Here is a 17158-nt window from a genome sequence, read left to right as displayed (position 1 = left end):
AAGCCCTAACCCCCTCCACCGCTACGCGGTCCCCCTCCCCCGCAGGGGGAGGAAGTAGCTCAGTGCTACTCCGCAGCCTGGCGCGTGACGCCGATCTTCGGGGCCAGTTCGCCCGAGGCGTAGCGCTTGGCCATGTCGGAGAGCGGGATCGCCTTGATGCTCGAGGCGTGGCCGGCGGTTCCGAACTCCTCGAAGCGCTGGACGCAGACCTTGCGCATGGCTTCCTTGGCGGGCTTCAGATAGCTGCGCGGATCGAACTCACCGGGCTTCTCGGCGAACACCTTGCGGATCGCGCCCGTGATGGCCATCCGGTTGTCGGTGTCGATGTTGATCTTGCGGACGCCGTGCTTGATGCCGCGCTGGATCTCTTCCACCGGCACGCCCCAGGTCTGGGGCATCTCGCCGCCGTACTGGTTGATGATGTCCTGCAGGTCCTGCGGCACCGAGGAGGAGCCGTGCATCACCAGGTGGGTGTTGGGCAGGCGGCGGTGGATCTCCTCGATCACCCCCATGGCCAGGACGTCGCCGTCCGGCTTGCGGGTGAACTTGTAGGCGCCGTGGCTGGTGCCCATGGCGATGGCCAGCGCATCGACCTCGGTGGCCTTCACGAACTCGACGGCCTGGTCGGGATCGGTGAGCAGCTGGTCGTGGCCGAGCTTGCCCTCGAAGCCGTGGCCGTCTTCCTTGTCGCCCATGCCGGTCTCCAGGCTGCCCAGCACGCCCAGCTCGCCCTCGACGCTGGCGCCGACCCAGTGGGCCATGTCCACCACGTTGCGGGTGACCTTGACGTTGTAGTCGTAGTCGGCGGGCGTCTTGCCGTCGGCCTTCAGCGAGCCGTCCATCATCACCGAGGTGAAGCCGTACTGGATCGCCGTGGCGCAGGTGGCCTCGTTGTTCCCGTGGTCCTGGTGCATGCAGATCGGGATGTGCGGGTACATCTCGGCCATGGCGTCGATCAGGTGCTTCAACACGATGTCGTTCGCATAGGACCGGGCGCCGCGCGACGCCTGCATGATCACCGGCGAGTCGGTGGCCTCCGCGGCCTCCATGATCGCCAGCGCCTGTTCCATGTTGTTGATATTGAACGCCGGCACGCCGTAGCCATGCTCGGCGGCGTGATCCAGAAGTTGTCTCAGTGTGACCCGGGCCATGTGTCCCCGCGCTCCATCAAAATCGTTAGTCTAATTGGCCAGGGCCGCCACGCCGGGCAGCTCCTTGCCTTCCATCCATTCAAGAAACGCGCCGCCCGCCGTGGAGACGAAAGTAAAGTCATCCGCGCAGCCGGCTGCATTCAGAGCCGCGACTGTATCACCGCCGCCGGCCACCGCCACCAACTTGCCGGCCTTGGCCAGGCCTGCCGCGTAACGCGCCGCGCTCACCGTGCCCTTGTCGAAGGGCGGCATCTCGAACACGCCGAGCGGGCCGTTCCAGATCAAGGTCTTGGAGTTCTCCATGGCCCGGCAGAGCCGCTCCACGGTCTCGGGGCCGGCGTCCAGGATGCGCTCGTGCTCATCCACCTCGCCCAGGCCGCGCACGCGGGCCGCAGCGCCGGGGGCGAGGGCCTCGGCCACCACGATGTCCAGCGGCAGGAAGAGCTTGCAGTTGTTCTGGCCGGCCAGGCGGATGATATCCCGCGCCGTCTCGGCCAGGTCCTTCTCGCAATAGGACAGGCCCACGTCGTGGCCCTGGGCGTAGAGGAAGGTGTTGGCCATGCCGCCGCCGATGGCCAGCTTGTCCAGCCGGGTCACCAGGTTGCGCAGCAGGTCGAGCTTGCTGGAGACCTTGGAGCCGCCGACGATGCCCATCACCGGCCGCTCGGGATGGCCGAGCGCCTTGTCCAGGGCGGTCAGTTCCAGCCGCATCTGCTCGCCCGCATAGGCCGGCAGCAGGTGGGCCAGGGCCGCCGTGGAGGCGTGCGCCCGGTGGGCGGCGGAGAAGGCGTCGTTCACATAGAGATCGCCGTTGGCGGCGAGCGCCTTGGCGAAATCGGGATCGTTGCTTTCCTCGCCCGCATGGTAGCGGACGTTTTCGAGCAGCAGGACATCGCCCGCCTTCAGGGCCGCGATCGCCGAGGCCGCCGCCGGACCCACGCAGTCGGGACCGAAGGCGACGGGCGCTCCCAGCACCTTGGCGAGCGCCGGGGCGATGGGCTCCAGGCTCATGGAGGGCACCACCTTGCCCTTGGGCCGGTCGAAGTGGGCCAGCAGGATCACCTTGGCCCCGCCGGCCCGCAGCTTCTCGATGGTGGGGACCGCGGCGCGCAGGCGGGTGTCGTCCGACACCTGCCCGTCGTGCATCGGCACATTGAAGTCCACGCGAACCAGGGCGCGTCGGCCCTTCAGGTCGGCGTCGTCGAGGGTCCGGAAGGTCATGATCTGATCTCTTAGATCAGTTTCGCCATGGCCATGGCGGTGTCGCTCATGCGGGTCGAGAAGCCCCACTCGTTGTCGTACCAGGACAGCACCCGGCAGAGGCCGCCGTCGACGATCTGGGTCTGGGGCAGGGCCACGGTCGAGGAGGCCGGGGCGTGGTTGAAGTCGATGGAGACCAGCGGGTCCTTGGTGACGGCCAGGACGCCCTTGAGCTGGCCCGAGGCGGCGGCGGCCTCGAAGGCGGCGTTGATGGCCTCGACGGTGGTGGTCCTGCTGGGCACGAAGGTCAGGTCCACCACCGAGACATTGGGGGTGGGCACGCGGATGGAGGAGCCGTCCAGCTTGCCCTTCAGGGCCGGGATCACCAGGCCCAGCGCCTTGGCGGCGCCGGTGGAGGTGGGGATCATCGACATGGCCGCGGCCCGCGCCCGGTAGAGATCCGAGTGCATCGTATCCAGGGTCGGCTGGTCGCCGGTGTAGGAGTGGATCGTCGTCATGTAGCCACGCTCGATGCCGCACAGGGCCTGCAGCACATGGGCGACCGGCGCCAGGCAGTTGGTGGTGCAGGACGCGTTGGAGACCACCAGGTCCTCGGCGGTCAGGGTGTCGTGGTTCACGCCATAGACGATGGTCTTGTCGGCGTCGGTGCAGGGGGCCGAGACCAGGACGCGCTTGGCGCCGGCGGTCAGGTGGGCCGAGGCCTTTTCCTTGGTGGTGAAGAGGCCGGTGCACTCGAAGGCGATGTCGACGCCGAGATCCTTGTGCGGCAGTTCGGCCGGGTTGCGGATCGCGGTGACCTTGATCTTGCCGTGGCCGAGATCGATGGTGTCGCCGTCGACGGTCACCACGCCCGGGAAGCGGCCATGCACGCTGTCGTAGCGCAGCAGGTGGGCGTTGGTCTCCACCGGGCCCAGGTCATTGATGGCCACGACCTCGATGTCCGTGCGGCCATGTTCGACGAGCGAGCGCAGGATGTTCCTGCCGATGCGGCCGAACCCATTGATGGCGACGCGGACGGTCATGGAGATCTCCTCAAGAGCTGAACCGATACTTGGATTTGCGCGCGGTTTTTCGGGTTGGGGGCGCTTGAGTCAACCCCTGGACCGATCAAGTCTTGCCGCAAAGTGTGTCCGACCCTGGATTTCCGACCGCCGAGGCCGCAACAGCGTCCCTCGGGCGGCCGATCCGGCTAATTATATGATCTTGAGGCGTTTCCTCCGCGGAAGGCCGCGGTGGGGTCAGCCCTTGACCACCGCCACCCGGTCGGCGGCCAGCTTGGCGTTGGCGCGCGCGGTGTCGGTGTCGGCGGCGCGGGCCAGGGCCACCCCCATGCGGCGTCGCTCGAAGGCCTCCGGCTTGCCGAACAGGCGCAGGTCCGCGCCGGGCACGCTGAGCGCCTCGGCGACGCCCTCATAGGCCACGCCCCGGGCCTCCATCCCGCCATAGATCACCGCGCTGGCCCCAGGCTCGCGCAGGCTGACGTCCACCGGTAGGCCGAGAATGGCGCGGGCATGCAGGGCGAACTCGCTCTGCACCTGGGTGGCCAGCGTCACCAGGCCGGTGTCGTGGGGCCGCGGGCTGACCTCGGAGAACCACACCTCGTCGCCCTTCACGAACAGCTCGACCCCGAACAGGCCCAGCCCGCCCAGGGATCCGGTCACCACCTGCGCGATCTCCCGGGATCGCGCCAGGGCGGCCGGGCTCATCGCCTGGGGCTGCCAGCTCTCCACATAGTCGCCCTTCACCTGCCGGTGGCCGATGGGGGCGCAGAAGGCGGTCAGGGTGGTCCCCTCGGGACCCCGATAGCGGACGGTGAGCTGGGTGATCTCGAAGTCGAAGGCGACCCGGCCCTCGACGATCACCCGGGGCTGCTCCACCCGGCCGCCCTCCAGGGCGTATTTCCAGGCGGCGGAAATGTCCTGCGGCCGTTCCACATAGGACTGGCCCTTGCCCGAGGAGCTCATCACCGGTTTCACGAAACAGGGGAAACCGGTGACCGCCTCGGCGGCCGCCGCGAGTTCGGCCTCGCTGGAGGCGAAGGCGTAGGCGCTGGTGGGCAGGCCAAGCTCCTCGGCCGCCAGCCGGCGGATTCCCTCGCGGTTCATGGTCAGCTGGGCGGCCCGGGCCGTGGGGATGACGGTGGCCAGGCCCTCGGCCTCGATCCGCACCAGCTCGTCGGTGGCGATGGCCTCGATCTCCGGCACGATCAGGTGCGGGCGCTCAAGCTCGACGAGCGCCCGGAGCGCCGCCGCATCGGTCATGGCGATCACGTGGGAACGGTGGGCCACCTGCATGGCCGGGGCGTCGGCGTAGCGGTCCACCCCGATCACCTCGCAGCCCAGTCGCTGCAGCTCGATGGCCACCTCCTTGCCGAGCTCCCCGCAGCCGAGAAGCATCACCTTGACGGCGGAGGGCGAGAGCGGCGTGCCGAGGCGCATGGTGGTGGCTCCGTCAAAGGGTCGAAAGAAGACTAGACCACGAACCACACGAACCACACGAACAAGGGTGCCGCGCTCAAAACCTTCTCCCCTTGCGGGAGAAGGTGGCCCTGCGGAGCAGGGTCGGATGAGGGGTCGATAGGCCTCTCGGGTTAGGCCTTCGCCATTCGCGCGGAGAAGGGAGCGCGACCCCTCATCCGGCGCGCTCTTGCGCGCCACCTTCTCCCGCAAGGGGAGAAGGAAAGCTGCTTACTTCATTCGTGTGGTTCGTGTGGTTCGTGGATAAATCTTTTACAGCTTGCCCTTCGCCGCCGCCGCCACGGCCTCGGCGGTGATGCCGAACTCCTTGTAGAGCCGCTCGGCGGGCGCGCTGGCGCCGAAGCCGGTCATGCCCACGAAGACTCCGTCCTCGCCGATGAACCGCTCCCAGCCGAAGCCGACCTGGGCCTCGACGGCGACGCGGACCGGCGCCTGGCCGATGACCTGCGCGCGGTAGGCCGCCGGCTGGGCGGCGAACAGCTCCCAGCACGGGGTGGAGACCACCCGCGTGGCGATCCCCTCGGCTTCCAGCAGGCCGCGGGCGGCGACGGCCACCGAGACCTCGGTGCCGGAGGCGAAGAGGGTCACCTGGGCCGGGCCGCCTGCGGCGACCAGCTCATAGGCGCCCTTGGCCGACAGGTTCTCCGCGGCGCTGTCGCGCACGGCCGGGACCTTCTGGCGCGACAGGGCCATGACCGACGGCGTGGTCTTGGTGGACAGCGCCAGCTTCCAGCACTCGGCTGCCTCGATGGCGTCGGCGGGGCGATAGACGTTGAGGTTGGGGATCATCCGCAGGGCGCCGACATGCTCCACCGGCTGGTGGGTCGGCCCGTCCTCGCCGACCCCGATGGAGTCGTGGGTCATGACGTGGATCACCCGGGTCCCCATCAGGGCGCCCAGGCGAATCGCCGGGCGGCTGTAGTCGGAGAACACCAGGAAGGTGCCGGAGAAGGGGATCACCCCGCCGTGCAGGGCCATGCCGTTCATCGCCGCGGCCATGCCGTGCTCGCGCACGCCGTAGTGGACGTAGCGGCCGGAATAGTCGGGCAGGTCGAAGGCCTTGGCGCCCTTCACATAGGTGTTGTTGGAGCCGGTGAGGTCGGCCGAGCCCCCCACCATCTCCGGGATCGCCGGCACGAGCTGCTCCAGCGCCGAGCCGGAATGCTGGCGGGTGGCGGCCGCGGGCTTGGAGGTGGCGGCCTCGGCCATGTAGGCGTCGATCCGCTCGAAGGCGCCGGCCGGCAGGTCGCCATTGATGGCGCGCTCGAACTCGGCCTTCAGGTCGGACTTGTCCAGCTTGCCCTGCCAGGTCTTGCGGGCCTTGCCGCCCTTGCGGCCGGCCGAGCGCCAGGGCTTCAGCACCGCGTCGGGCACAACGAACGGTTCTTCCTTCCAGCCCATGGCCAGGCGGGCGTCGGCGATCTCGTCGTCGAACAGGGTGTAGCCGTGGCTGTGGGGGTCGCCTTCCTTGCGGCCGGCGCCCTTGGAGATCTTGGTCTTGCAGGCGATCAGGGTCGGCCGGTCCTGGCGGGTCGCCCAGCGCAGGGCCGCGGCGATCTTGCCAAAGTCGTGGCCGTCGACGGCCTTCACCGCCCAGCCATAGGCCTTGAAGCGGGCCAGCTGGTCGCCGGTCTCCGAGATGGTGGCCTCGCCGTCGATGGTGGTGTTGTTGTCGTCGAACAGCACCGTCAGCTTGTTTAGGCCAAAGCGCCCGGCGATGGAGGCCGCCTCGTGGCTGACCCCTTCCATCAGGCAGCCGTCCCCGGCGATCACCCAGGTGCGGTGGTCCACCAGGTCCTCGCCGAAGCGGGCGGCCAGGTGGCGCTCGGCCATGGCCATGCCGACGGCGGTGGCGATGCCCTGGCCCAGGGGCCCGGTGGTGGTCTCGACGCCGGGCGTGTGGCCGTATTCCGGGTGGCCGGGGGTGTTGGAGCCCCACTGACGGAAGTTGCGGATCTGATCCATGGTCACCGCCTTGAAGCCGGTGAGGTGGAGCAGCGCGTAGATCAGCATCGAGCCGTGGCCCGCCGACAGCACGAAACGGTCGCGGTCGGCCCAGTCGGGCTTGGCGGCGTCGTACTTCAGGAACTTGGTCCAGAGCACCGTGGCGACGTCGGCCATGCCCATCGGCATGCCCTGGTGTCCTGATTTCGCCTTGTGGACGGCGTCCATGGAAAGGACACGGATCGCGTCGGCCATGGTCTGGAGCGGTGCGGGCATGGGGCTTCCGGTGAGTCTGAACGGGAATTGCGGGCGGGGTCGCACGCACGCAACATCGGGTCAAGGAACGTGACGGGTTCCGGCGGCCGCCCGGCCCGGTCTATAGATTAACAGTCACACCTTCGGAGCGTCGAATGAACCGGGAGTCTGCGGGCGATAGCGCCCTCGACCAGGCCGCAAAACGGCTGGATCGCGCGGTCGCCCAGCTGGAACAGCGTCTGGCGGCCCGTGCGCCCCAGGCCGGCGAGGAGCCTGGCGGCCTGTTCGATCAGGACCGCGCCCAGCTTGCCGACCAGCTCGACCGGGCCCGCGCCCGCGAGCGCGCCCTGGAGGAGGCCGGCGCCGAGGCTTCCGCGGCGCTGGGTCGCGCCATCGCCGAGATCCAGGCGGCGCTGGCCGAGGCGCCGCAGGACGAGGTTCCCGCCCCCGAGAGCGAGGAAGCCTAGCCATGGCCCAGATGATCATCGAGGTGAACGGCCGGCCCTATTCGGTGGGCTGCGAGGATGGCCAGGAACAGCACCTGCTCGAACTGGCGAGGCTGTTCGACCGCCAGGTTCGCCAGGTCTCCCAGGACATGGGGCAGCTGGGCGACACCCGCCTGTTCCTGATGGGCGCCCTGCTGTTGGCCGACGAACTGTCCGACGTGAAGGCTCGGCTCGCCACCGTCCAGGCCGACCTGGCCCGCATGCAGTCGGATCAGGCCCGCATCGAGGTCCGCGCGACGCTGGCCCTCGACAACGCCGCCAAGCGCATCGAGAAGCTGGCGGCGGAATAACACTTCCGCTCACCCCGGTGAAGGCCGGGACCCAGGTCGTAGGTCACATCCTGAGCCAGGAATCCTGAATTCGGCAGATGTAGCTGGGCCCCGGCCTTCGCCGGGGTGAGCGGCAGGTTTGCTACCGCCGCCCGAACAGCCGCTCGATGTCGGCCAGCTTCAGTTCGACGTAGGTCGGCCGCCCGTGGTTGCACTGGCCGGAGTGGGGGGTGGCCTCCATCTGGCGCAGCAGGGCGTTCATCTCCGGGGCCGAGAGCCGCCGGCCGGCGCGGACCGAGCCGTGGCAGGCCATGGTGGAGCAGACCTCCGCCAGCCGTTCCTTGAGCGCCAGGGCCTGGCCGTTCTCCGACAGGTCGTCGGCGATGTCGCGGATCAGTCCGGCCACGTCGGTCTCCCCCAGCAGGGCCGGGGTCTCGCGCACCAGCACCGCCCCGGGACCGAAGGCCTCGACGGAAAGGCCCAGCGCCATCAGTTCGTCGGCCCTGGCGATCACCCGCTCGGCCTCGGCGGGATCGAGCTCCACCACCTCGGGCAGCAACAGGGCCTGACGGGTCACCCCGCCCGCGTCCATCTGCAGCTTCATCGCCTCATAGACCAGCCGCTCGTGGGCGGCGTGCTGGTCGACGATGACGACGCCGTCGCGGGTCTGGGCGACGATATAGGTCTCGTGCACCTGGGCCCGGGCCGCGCCCAGCGGGAAGTCGACGGGATCGAACACCACCGAGGCGGCCGGCGCCTCCCGCAGGCCTGGGCCGGGAACATAGCTGGAGGGCTCGTAAGCGACCTCGGCGCGGGCCGAGACCTCGGTCAGGCCCGGGATCGCCTGGGCCGCCGCCTGCGCCCAGCCGCCCATCCGCCAGGCCGAGAAGCCCTCCGCCGAGGGCTGCGGCGCGTAGCCGGGACGGAAGCCCGAGAGCGCCTCGCTGGCCACCGAGGTCGAGGCCCGGTGCCCGGCGCCGGCCAGGACGTGGCGCAGGCCACTGACGATCAGGCCGCGCACCATGGCCGGGTCGCGGAACCGCACCTCGGCCTTGGCGGGATGGACGTTGACATCCACCTGGCTGGGATCGAGCTCCAGATAGAGCGCCACCAGGGGATGGCGGTCGCGGGCCAGGAAGTCGGCATAGGCGCCGCGCAGTGCGCCCTGCAGCAGACGGTCGCGCACCGGCCGGCCGTTGACGAACAGGTACTGGTGGGCGGCGTTGCCGCGATTGTAGGTGGGCAGGCCGGCGAACCCCGACAGCCGGATACCGTCCCGCTCCTGGTCGATGGCGAGCGCATTGTCCTGGAATTCGCGGCCCATGATCGAGGCCAGGCGGGCCAGGCGGCCCTCGGGCCCCTTGCGCTCGGCGGGCAGGCGCAGGGTGCGGCGGCCGTCCAGGTCCAGGGCGAAGCTGACAGCCTCGTGGGCCATGGCCTGGCGCTTGATCTCCTCGGCGATGGCCATGGCCTCCGAGCGCTCGGACTTCATGAACTTCAGCCGCGCGGGCGTGGCGTAGAACAGGTCGCGCACCTCCACCCGCGCCCCGTGCGGGCCGGGGAAGGCCGAGGGCGAGACCGCCCCCATGGCGCCGCCCTCCACCAGGATGGCGTGAGCGTCGGCCGATCCACGAGCGCGGGAGGAGATGGACAGCCGCGCCACCGAGCCGATGGAGGGCAGGGCCTCGCCCCGGAAGCCCAGGGTGTGGATGTGCAGCAGGTCATAGTCCCCGTCGTCGTCGGGGCTGAGCTTGGAGGTGGCGTGGCGCTCCACCGCGAGCGGCAGCTCCAGGGGCGACAGGCCCGAGCCGTCGTCGGCCACCAGGATGCGGGTCAGGCCCCCGCCGTCGGCCTGGACCTCGACGTTGGTCGCCCCGGCGTCCAGGGCGTTCTCCACCAGCTCCTTGACCGCGCTGGCAGGCCGCTCCACCACCTCGCCGGCGGCGATGCGGTTCACGGTCTCGGGCGGCAGGCGGCGGATGGTCATGGTGAAGCCTAGATCCTCAGCTTCGATATATAGGACGATTCCAGCCGGTATGAGGCCCATGACCTTCGCAAGAACCCTGGTCCTCGCCGCCCTGGTCCTGGCGGCGCCCGCCGGCGCCCAGACGCCGGACCCCGACGCGACCCTGGTGGAGGAGCTGGTGGTCACCGGCCGCCTGCCGGGGCCGGCCTGGTGGCGGGTCTCCGACGCCGACACCACCGTCTATGTCCTGGGCGCCCCCTCGGTCATGCCCAAGTCCCTGCCCTGGGACCAGAGCGTGCTCGTCCGCCGGCTGGAGGGCGCCAATCGGGTGATCCTGCCCTTCAACCAGGTCAGCGTCAGCCTGCTCACCGTCCCCGGCGCGGCCTTCAACCTGCTGCGCCTGAGATCGAAGACCCCCTATGAGGAGACCCTGGCGCCGCCCCTGCGGGCCCGGTTCGCCGCCGTGCGGACCCAGGCCGGCAAGCCCGCCGACCGCTATCGGGTCAAGAACGGCCTGGCCGCCGGCCTGATCCTGGTGGACGACTACCGCCAGGCCGCCCAGCTCACCGCGGCCGACCCGGCCAAGACCATCCGCCGCCTGGCCAAGGCCCGCCGGCTGAAGGTGGAGGAGAAATCCTATGACGGCGCAGCCCTGCTGGGTCAGGTGGTGAAGACGCCGCGCGCCGCCCAGCAGGCCTGCCTTGACGACGCCCTCGATGAGGCGGAGGCCGGTCCGGGCGGGGCGCGTCGCGCCGCCCAGGCCTGGGCCGAGGGCGATGTCCGCGGCGCCCTGTCGGCCGAGCGCGGCTTCGAGAAGTGCCTGGCCGCCGCGCCCGGCGCGCTCGCCCTCGACACCCGCTTCAAGGCCGACCAGGCCGCCGCCATCGCCCGGGCCCTGAAGACCCCGGGCCACGCCGTGGCCGTCGTGCCCCTGCGCCCCCTGCTGGCCCAGGGCGGCGTGCTGGACCAGCTGCGGTCCCAGGGGTTCGAGGTGAAGACGCCGGGAGAAGAATAGGGCCCCTTGATCGCGGTCAAGGCGGTCCCGACCGTCAGGGTCCTACAGACCGGGAAGCTTGATTCTTGAGCTCTTTTCGCGGGCGATGATCACCGGCTTGTCGCCGGTCACTTCGCGGATCTTGGCGGCTTCGGCGGCGGGATCGATCGGGGCGGCGACATTGTCGCCCGCGCCGGCGGCGGCCGCGGCGTTGGCCTTGTTGTCCTTCCAGAACATCACCTTGTCGGCGAAGCTCTTTTCCTTGTGGGCCAGGTCGCCGCCCTCGTCGTCGACGACGTAGCGGATCAGCGGGTCGGCCTTGTCGGCGCCGGCCTTGGCCACCAGCAGCTTCTCGCCGTCGGTGCGCGCCTCGGCGTCGCGGCGGCCCAGCAGGGCGGTCCGCGCGGCGCTCTCGGGCTGCAGTTCCTGCGGACGGGGCTCACCCGGCGCCGGCGGGCGCAGGGAATAGTCGGGCGGCACCACCAGGGGGGCCTTGGACACCACGCGGAACTCGTCGGGGGTCACCTTGGTCATGCCCAGGGCCTTGCGGCTCGAGGCGCAGCCGGTGAGACCCACCATCCCGATCAGGGCGGTCGCGACGATCACTCGGTTCAAGCTCATGAACTATAGGCTCCGATAGGCCGCCCCCGGCCGGGATGGATAGGTGAGATACCGCAAACGGCGATGAGCGCCAACGCGCTTTCAGGCCGCAGCTTCCTTGCGGGTGGAATCGAGCAAAAGGAAGACCACGCCCACGGTGATGGCCGCGTCGGCCACGTTGAACACCCAGGGGAAGAAGCCCAGGCGCTGGAAGTCCAGGAAATCCACCACCGCGCCGAAGCGGATGCGGTCGATGGCGTTGCCGATGGCCCCGCCGATCACCAGGCCCAGGCCCAGTCCCATGGCTAGGCGCTCCGTGCGGCGCGCCCAGCCGGTCAGCAGCACCGCGACGATCAGGGAGAAGGCCACCAGCAGCCAGCGCACCAGGTCGTGCTCGGCCCGGAACAGGCCGAAACTGACCCCCTGATTCCACACCAGGGTCAGGCTGAAGGGCCCGCCCACCGGCACGCTGGAGCCCGCCTGGGTCCCCAGCAGGTTGAGAATCGCGGCCTTGGCGATCTGGTCCAGCACGATGACGGTGGCGGCCAGGCCATAGGCCAGCCACCCCAGCTTGGAGACGGATTTCACGTTCAGGCCCTTTCAGCGTCCCAGGCGGCGACAGCTTCGGCGTCCCGCAGGGAGAGTTCCGGATAGCGCGGGTCTGATCCCACCTCCGGCAGGATGCGCCAGGAACGGGCGCACTTCTTGCCTTCGGCCTTGAGGGGTTCGACGGCCACGCCTGGGGTCTCGGCCAACCGGAAGGCGCCGGCCGGGCCGTCGCCGGGCGCTAGGGTCGCCTGGCTGGTGCGGAACAGTTCGGCGGGATCCAGGCCCTCGAAGGCCGCCATCAGGGCGGGATCGGCCAGGTGGACGCGCGGGGCGGCCTCCAGGGCGGCGCCCATGCGCTTCTCGCGGCGTTCCACCTCGAGCGCGCCGGTGACCACCGAGGTCACCGACTGGATCTTCGCCCAGCGTTGGGCCTCGGCCGGATTGGCCCAGGCCGTTGGAGTCACCGGGAAGACCCGCAGGCAGTTGGACGGGCTCTCGGGGTGACGCGTGGTCCAGGCCTCTTCCATGGTGAAGGGGATCAGCGGCGCGAGCCAGATGGTCAGGCGCTCGAACACCGCGTCCATCACCGTGCGCGCGGCGCGGCGGCGCAGGGACGAGGGCTGGTCGCAATAGAGGGCGTCGCGGCGGATGTCGAAGAACAGCTGCGACAGCTCCACCTGGCAGAACTCGGTGATCGGCCGGCTGACGTCCTGGAACAGGTAGCCCGCATAGGCGTCGCGCACCTGGCCGTCCAGCTCGTGCAGGCGGTGCAGGATGAACCGCTCCAGGGGCGGCATGTCCTCCAGCGCGACGCGCTCGCTCTCCTCGAAGCCGGCCAGGGCGCCGAGCAGGTAGCGGACGGTGTTGCGCAGCTTGCGATAGGCGTCGGTGGTGGTGGCCAGGATGGTCTTGCCGATCCGGCTATCGTCGGAATAGTCGATCATCGAGGCCCAGAGCCGGATGATCTCGGCGCCGGACTCGCGGATCACCACCTCGGGGTCGACGGTGTTGCCCTTGGACTTGCTCATCTTCTCGCCGTTCTCGTCCATGGTGAACCCATGGGTGAGGATGGCGTCGTAGGGCGCGCGGCCTCGCGTGCCGGAGCTTTCCAGCAGCGAGGACTGGAACCAGCCGCGGTGCTGGTCGGAGCCCTCGAGATAGAGGTCGGCGGGCCAACGGGTGTGCTCGCGGTTCTCAAGCGTGAACGCGTGGGTCGAGCCGCTATCGAACCAGACGTCGAGGATGTCCTCGACCTTCTCGAAGCGCTCGGGATCGTGCTCGCCCAGGAAGTCGCTCACCGGCCGGGTGAACCAGGCGTCGGCGCCCTCGGCGGCGATCAGGTCGACGATCCGCTTGTTGATGTCGGCGTCCACCAGGGGCTGGTTGGTTTCCTTGTCGACGAACATGGCCAGGGGCGCGCCCCAGGCGCGCTGACGGCTGATCAGCCAGTCGGGGCGGCTCTCCACCATGGCGCGGATGCGGTTCTTGCCGCCGGCCGGATAGAAGGTGGTGGCCTCGATGGCGTCGAGCGCCGTCTCCCGCAGGGTCTTGCCGTCGTGGACCCTGTCCTCGATGGGCTCGTCCATGCGGATGAACCACTGGGGGGTGTTGCGGAAGATCACCGGCGCCTTGGAGCGCCAGGAGTGGGGATAGGAGTGCTCCACCCGGCCGCGCGCCAGCAGGCGGCCGGCCTCGATCAGCCTGTCCTGCACCGCGGCGTTGGCCGGGCCGAACTTGCCGACCTTCTTGCCCTCGGTCTCCAGCACCTTCAGGCCCGCGAACAGGGCGACGTGGTCGTAATAGGCGCCGTCCGGATCGACGGTCTCGGGGATCTCGCGATGGCCGTGGGCTAGCCAGACCAGGTAGTCGTCGGCGCCGTGGCCCGGGGCGGTGTGGACGAAGCCGGTCCCGGTGTCGTCGGTGACATGGTCGCCGTCCAGCAACGGCACGGCGAACTGGTAGTAGGAGTCCAGACCCGCCAGCGGGTGCTCGGCGGTGACGCCTTGCGGGTCGAAGGTCTCGATCCGGCGGGTGGCGGCGATCTTGGCGGCCTTGAAGACGTCGCCCGCCAGCTTGTCGGCCACGATCAGCTTGTCGCCGGCCTTGGCCCAGGGCTCGAACTCCAGGCCCTCTTCCATGGCCTCGACGAGATAGACGCCATAGGCGATGTCGTTGTTGTAGCTGATCGCCCGGTTGGCGGGAATCGTCCAGGGCGTGGTCGTCCAGATGACGATGCTGGCGCCGCGGGCGGCGTCGCTGCCCTCCACCACCGGGAACTTCACCCAGATGGTCGGCGAATTGACGTCGGCGTATTCCACCTCGGCGTCGGCCAGGGCCGTGCGCTCGACCGGGCTCCACATCACCGGCTTGGAGCCGCGATAGAGCTGACCTGAGGTCACGAACTTGTGGAACTCCGCGACGATGGCGGCTTCCGACGAATAGTCCATGGTGGCGTAGCGGTGCTCCCAGTCGCCCACCACGCCCAGGCGCTTGAAGCCCTCGCGCTGGACGTCGATCCACTGGGCGGCATAGGCGCGGCAGCGCTCGCGGAACTCGGCCTTGGAGACCTCGTCCTTGCGGCGGCCCTGGCTGCGCAACTCCTCCTCGATCTTCCACTCGATGGGCAGGCCGTGGCAGTCCCAGCCCGGCACGTAGTCGACGTCGTAGCCCATGGCGAATCGTGAGCGGACCACGAAGTCCTTCAGGGTCTTCTGCAGGGCGTGGCCGATGTGGATGGCCCCGTTGGCGTAGGGCGGGCCGTCGTGCAGCACGAACAGGGGCGAGCCTGCCGCCTGCCGTTCCCTGCGCATGGTGTTGTAGAGGTCGATCCGCGCCCAGCGGGCCAGGATCTCGGGCTCCTTGACCGGCAGGCCCGCCCGCATGGGGAACGGGGTGTCGGGAAGGAAGACGGTTTCGCGATAGTCGCGCGCGGGCTTGTCAGCGTCGTCGGCCATGGGGCTTTCCAGCAGGGTTCGGAACGAGTGTGCGGGTGATCCCGGCGCGCGCTGGAGCTTCGTCCGGCGGCGTCACGCCGGGCGGGTAATTCGCGACATTGTCCGAACCAGAGTCATAGCGGGCGGCAATAGCAGAGGGCGCCGCGTGGGGCGAGCCCTTTGGTTTGTCGGACTACCGCCGCCGTTCCCTTGGCGTGATGGTGACGGTCATGCGCCGGCCCTGGCGGATCACCTCGAAGGCCATGGCCCGGCCGATGGTGTCGGTCCCCAGCACCCGCATCAGGTCGTCCAGGCCGGTCAGGGCCGCCCCCTCGGCGGCCACCAGCAGGTCGCCGGGCAGCAGGCCGGCGCGGGCGGCCGGGCCGTTCACCTCGCAGGTGGCGATCCAGACCCCGAAGGGCTGGTCCAGGCCGACGGCGCGGGCCAGGTCGCGGGGGATCGGCGCCTGCTGGGCGATGATCCCGATGGAGCCCCGCCGCACCCGCCCGTGCTTGATCAGCTCCCCCACCACCAGGGCCGCGGTGTTGGCCGCCACCGCGAAGCACAGGCCCTGGGCGCCGGCGATCACCGCGGTGGCGATCCCCACCACCTCGCCGGCGGAATTGACCAGGGGCCCGCCCGAGGAACCGGGATTGAGCGAGGCGTCTGTCTGGATCAGGTCCTCGATCAGCCGTCCCCGCTCGCCGCGCAGGGAACGGCCCAGCGCCGAGACGATCCCGGCCGTCACCGTGGCCTCGAACCCCAGGGGCGCCCCGATGGCGATCACCAGCTGGCCCCGGCGCATGGCCTTGGAGTCCCCCAGCTTGGCGTAGGGCAGGGTGACCCCGCCCTCGATGCGCAGCAGGGCCAGGTCGGTGTCGGGGTCGTCGCCGATCAGCCGGGCGCGGAACACCCGCCCGTCGAGGCCGACGATCTCGGAGAGGGTGGAGCCGCGGACCACGTGGCTGTTGGTGAGGATCAGGCCGTCCGGCGCGATGACCACCCCCGAACCCACGCCTTCGGGGCCCTCCGGCCCGCGCCAGGGGTGGACGCTGACCACGGCGGGCCCGACCCGCTCCACGGCGCTCACCACGGCGTGGGAATAGGCGTCCAGCAGACCCGCGTCGCCGCCGGGCGCGGCGATGTGGCCGGGCGGCTGCGGCGGCAGTTCCGAATAGGTGAAGGTGGCCCCCGGCGCGAAGGCATAGGACGGCGGCCGCTTGCGCCGGGGTCGGCGCGCCGCGGCGAAGGCGGCGTATTTGAAGCCCTTGATCTGGGTCGCCATCGGCCCCTCGCAGTCCTGGCCAACAGCAAACCCCACCCGTTAACCAGGAGTCCAGGGCTGTCGCGCGTGGGGAGAGGTGGGCGCCGCGCCTAGATCTCCGGCAGCAGCATCGCCCGGGCCTGGGCGGCGTCGGCCATGATCTGGGCGGTCATGGCGTCCATGCTGTCGAACCGGGCCTCGTCGCGCAGGAAGGCGATCAGGTCGGTCTCGATGACCTGGTCGTAGATGTCCTCGTCGAAGTCGAACAGCCAGACCTCCAGCCGCGGGGCGATGACCCCGTCGACCGTGGGATTGACCCCGATATTGGCCACGCCGGCGATCTCGCGGCCGTCCGGCAGGCGGGTGCGGGTGGCGTAGACCCCGAACCGGGGCTGGACATAGTCCCTCAGGTCCACATTGGCGGTGGGATAGCCCAGGGTGCGGCCCAGCTGGCGGCCATGCTCCACCACGCCCTCGATGGCGAAGGGCCGGCCCAGGATCGCCGCGGCGTCCTGCGGGCGGCCGTCGCGCAGGGCGTCCCGCACACCGGTGGACGAGAACTTGCTGATCCCGTCCCCCACCGCCTGGGCCACCGAGACGCCGAACCCCAGTTCCTGGCCGTAGCGGGTCATGGTCTCCGGACTGCCGGTGCGGTCCTTGCCGAAGGAGATGTCGAACCCCAGGGCCACGTCGCGGACGCCCAGGCCCTGGTGCAGCACGTCGATGGCGAACTCGCGGTCGGTCATCTGGGCCAGCTCGGGGGTGAAGGGCAGGACGTAGAAGATATCGACCCCCAGGCCGGCCAGCGCCCGGGCCTGCTGCTCGGCGTTCATCAGCCGGAAGGACGGCGCGTTGGGCTGGAAGATGCGGCGCGGGTGCGGCTCGAAACTGATCACCCCCAGGGGCGCCTTGAGCTGGCCCGCGGCCTTGGCGGCCAGCGCGATGACGCTCTGGTGGCCGCGATGCACGCCGTCGAAATTGCCCAGCGCCACGGCCGCGCCGCGGTCGCTCTCCGCCAGGTCCTTCCAG

Annotated in this window: 14 protein-coding genes; 3 read left to right on the top strand and 11 right to left on the bottom strand. The window is 70.0% G+C overall.

Annotated features, from left to right (window positions below; all coding sequences use genetic code 11):
- Window positions 1–65: 65 nt before the first annotated feature.
- The 5 genes from fba to tkt form a co-directional block, all read right to left on the bottom strand.
- Window positions 66–1151, bottom strand: coding sequence for a class II fructose-bisphosphate aldolase (fba, locus tag Q7T09_RS02310; RefSeq protein ID WP_304697354.1), 1086 nt, complete (start codon window positions 1149–1151; stop codon window positions 66–68).
- Window positions 1152–1181: 30 nt separating this feature from the next.
- Entirely contained in the window at window positions 1182–2372 is a 1191-nt protein-coding gene (pgk, locus tag Q7T09_RS02305; RefSeq protein WP_304697353.1) for a phosphoglycerate kinase, read from the bottom strand.
- A gap of 11 nt (window positions 2373–2383) precedes the next feature.
- Window positions 2384–3394 (bottom strand): type I glyceraldehyde-3-phosphate dehydrogenase, encoded by a 1011-nt coding sequence (gene gap, locus Q7T09_RS02300; protein ID WP_304697352.1) that lies wholly within the window; start codon window positions 3392–3394, stop codon window positions 2384–2386.
- A 216-nt stretch (window positions 3395–3610) separates the two neighbouring features.
- The gene (gene purT, locus Q7T09_RS02295; RefSeq protein WP_304697351.1) at window positions 3611–4810 is read right to left on the bottom strand and encodes a formate-dependent phosphoribosylglycinamide formyltransferase; all 1200 of its coding nucleotides are present in this window, start codon (window positions 4808–4810) and stop codon (window positions 3611–3613) included.
- A gap of 291 nt (window positions 4811–5101) precedes the next feature.
- Window positions 5102–7069 carry a transketolase gene (gene tkt, locus Q7T09_RS02290; RefSeq protein ID WP_304697350.1) on the bottom strand — a complete coding sequence of 656 codons (1968 nt, stop codon included), beginning with the start codon at window positions 7067–7069 and terminating at the stop codon, window positions 5102–5104.
- Between the two features lie 26 nt (window positions 7070–7095).
- Here tkt and Q7T09_RS02285 point away from each other — a divergent pair, with 26 nt between their 5' ends.
- The gene (locus tag Q7T09_RS02285) at window positions 7096–7515 is read left to right on the top strand and encodes a DUF4164 family protein (RefSeq protein WP_304697387.1); all 420 of its coding nucleotides are present in this window, start codon (window positions 7096–7098) and stop codon (window positions 7513–7515) included.
- 2 nt (window positions 7516–7517) lie between these two features.
- Entirely contained in the window at window positions 7518–7844 is a 327-nt protein-coding gene (locus Q7T09_RS02280; protein WP_304697349.1) for a cell division protein ZapA, read from the top strand.
- Between the two features lie 121 nt (window positions 7845–7965).
- On the opposite strand, the gene mutL is transcribed toward Q7T09_RS02280, so the two are convergent.
- Complete coding sequence (mutL, locus tag Q7T09_RS02275) at window positions 7966–9810, bottom strand: DNA mismatch repair endonuclease MutL (RefSeq protein WP_304697348.1); 1845 nt, start codon at window positions 9808–9810, stop codon at window positions 7966–7968.
- A gap of 58 nt (window positions 9811–9868) precedes the next feature.
- Between mutL and Q7T09_RS02270 the strand changes: the two genes are divergently transcribed.
- On the top strand, window positions 9869–10804 hold the full coding sequence (locus Q7T09_RS02270; RefSeq protein WP_304697347.1) for a TraB/GumN family protein: 936 nt from the start codon (window positions 9869–9871) through the stop codon (window positions 10802–10804).
- 42 nt (window positions 10805–10846) lie between these two features.
- Here Q7T09_RS02270 and Q7T09_RS02265 read toward each other — a convergent pair whose 3' ends face one another.
- The 5 genes from Q7T09_RS02265 to Q7T09_RS02245 form a co-directional block, all read right to left on the bottom strand.
- Window positions 10847–11404: a DUF3035 domain-containing protein gene (locus tag Q7T09_RS02265; RefSeq protein ID WP_304697346.1), complete on the bottom strand. Its 558-nt coding sequence runs from the start codon at window positions 11402–11404 to the stop codon at window positions 10847–10849.
- Between the two features lie 81 nt (window positions 11405–11485).
- Window positions 11486–11971: a signal peptidase II gene (lspA, locus tag Q7T09_RS02260; protein ID WP_304697345.1), complete on the bottom strand. Its 486-nt coding sequence runs from the start codon at window positions 11969–11971 to the stop codon at window positions 11486–11488.
- A 2-nt stretch (window positions 11972–11973) separates the two neighbouring features.
- Complete coding sequence (ileS, locus tag Q7T09_RS02255; protein WP_304697344.1) at window positions 11974–14886, bottom strand: isoleucine--tRNA ligase; 2913 nt, start codon at window positions 14884–14886, stop codon at window positions 11974–11976.
- A 172-nt stretch (window positions 14887–15058) separates the two neighbouring features.
- Complete coding sequence (locus Q7T09_RS02250; RefSeq protein ID WP_304697343.1) at window positions 15059–16150, bottom strand: S1C family serine protease; 1092 nt, start codon at window positions 16148–16150, stop codon at window positions 15059–15061.
- A gap of 89 nt (window positions 16151–16239) precedes the next feature.
- Window positions 16240–17158 (bottom strand): bifunctional riboflavin kinase/FAD synthetase (locus Q7T09_RS02245; protein WP_304697342.1); only part of this gene is annotated, 919 nt, incomplete at its 5' end.

This window comes from Phenylobacterium sp. (assembly GCF_030645195.1).
In the GTDB taxonomy this organism is placed as follows: Bacteria; Pseudomonadota; Alphaproteobacteria; order Caulobacterales; family Caulobacteraceae; genus Phenylobacterium.
Note: the sequence above shows the minus strand (reverse complement) of the source record. Positions and strands in the feature narration are given on the sequence as shown.

What these genes read in the sequence shown, in the direction of transcription:
- tkt (WP_304697350.1), bottom strand. Translation starts at nt 7,069, where the DNA reads ATGCCCGCACCGCTCCAGACCATGGCCGACGCGATCCGTGTCCTTTCC.
- Q7T09_RS02280 (WP_304697349.1), top strand. Translation starts at nt 7,518, where the DNA reads ATGGCCCAGATGATCATCGAGGTGAACGGCCGGCCCTATTCGGTGGGC.
- mutL (WP_304697348.1), bottom strand. Translation starts at nt 9,810, where the DNA reads ATGACCATCCGCCGCCTGCCGCCCGAGACCGTGAACCGCATCGCCGCC.
- Q7T09_RS02265 (WP_304697346.1), bottom strand. Translation starts at nt 11,404, where the DNA reads ATGAGCTTGAACCGAGTGATCGTCGCGACCGCCCTGATCGGGATGGTG.
- fba (WP_304697354.1), bottom strand. Translation starts at nt 1,151, where the DNA reads ATGGCCCGGGTCACACTGAGACAACTTCTGGATCACGCCGCCGAGCAT.
- pgk (WP_304697353.1), bottom strand. Translation starts at nt 2,372, where the DNA reads ATGACCTTCCGGACCCTCGACGACGCCGACCTGAAGGGCCGACGCGCC.
- purT (WP_304697351.1), bottom strand. Translation starts at nt 4,810, where the DNA reads ATGCGCCTCGGCACGCCGCTCTCGCCCTCCGCCGTCAAGGTGATGCTT.
- Q7T09_RS02270 (WP_304697347.1), top strand. Translation starts at nt 9,869, where the DNA reads ATGACCTTCGCAAGAACCCTGGTCCTCGCCGCCCTGGTCCTGGCGGCG.
- ileS (WP_304697344.1), bottom strand. Translation starts at nt 14,886, where the DNA reads ATGGCCGACGACGCTGACAAGCCCGCGCGCGACTATCGCGAAACCGTC.
- gap (WP_304697352.1), bottom strand. Translation starts at nt 3,394, where the DNA reads ATGACCGTCCGCGTCGCCATCAATGGGTTCGGCCGCATCGGCAGGAAC.
- Q7T09_RS02250 (WP_304697343.1), bottom strand. Translation starts at nt 16,150, where the DNA reads ATGGCGACCCAGATCAAGGGCTTCAAATACGCCGCCTTCGCCGCGGCG.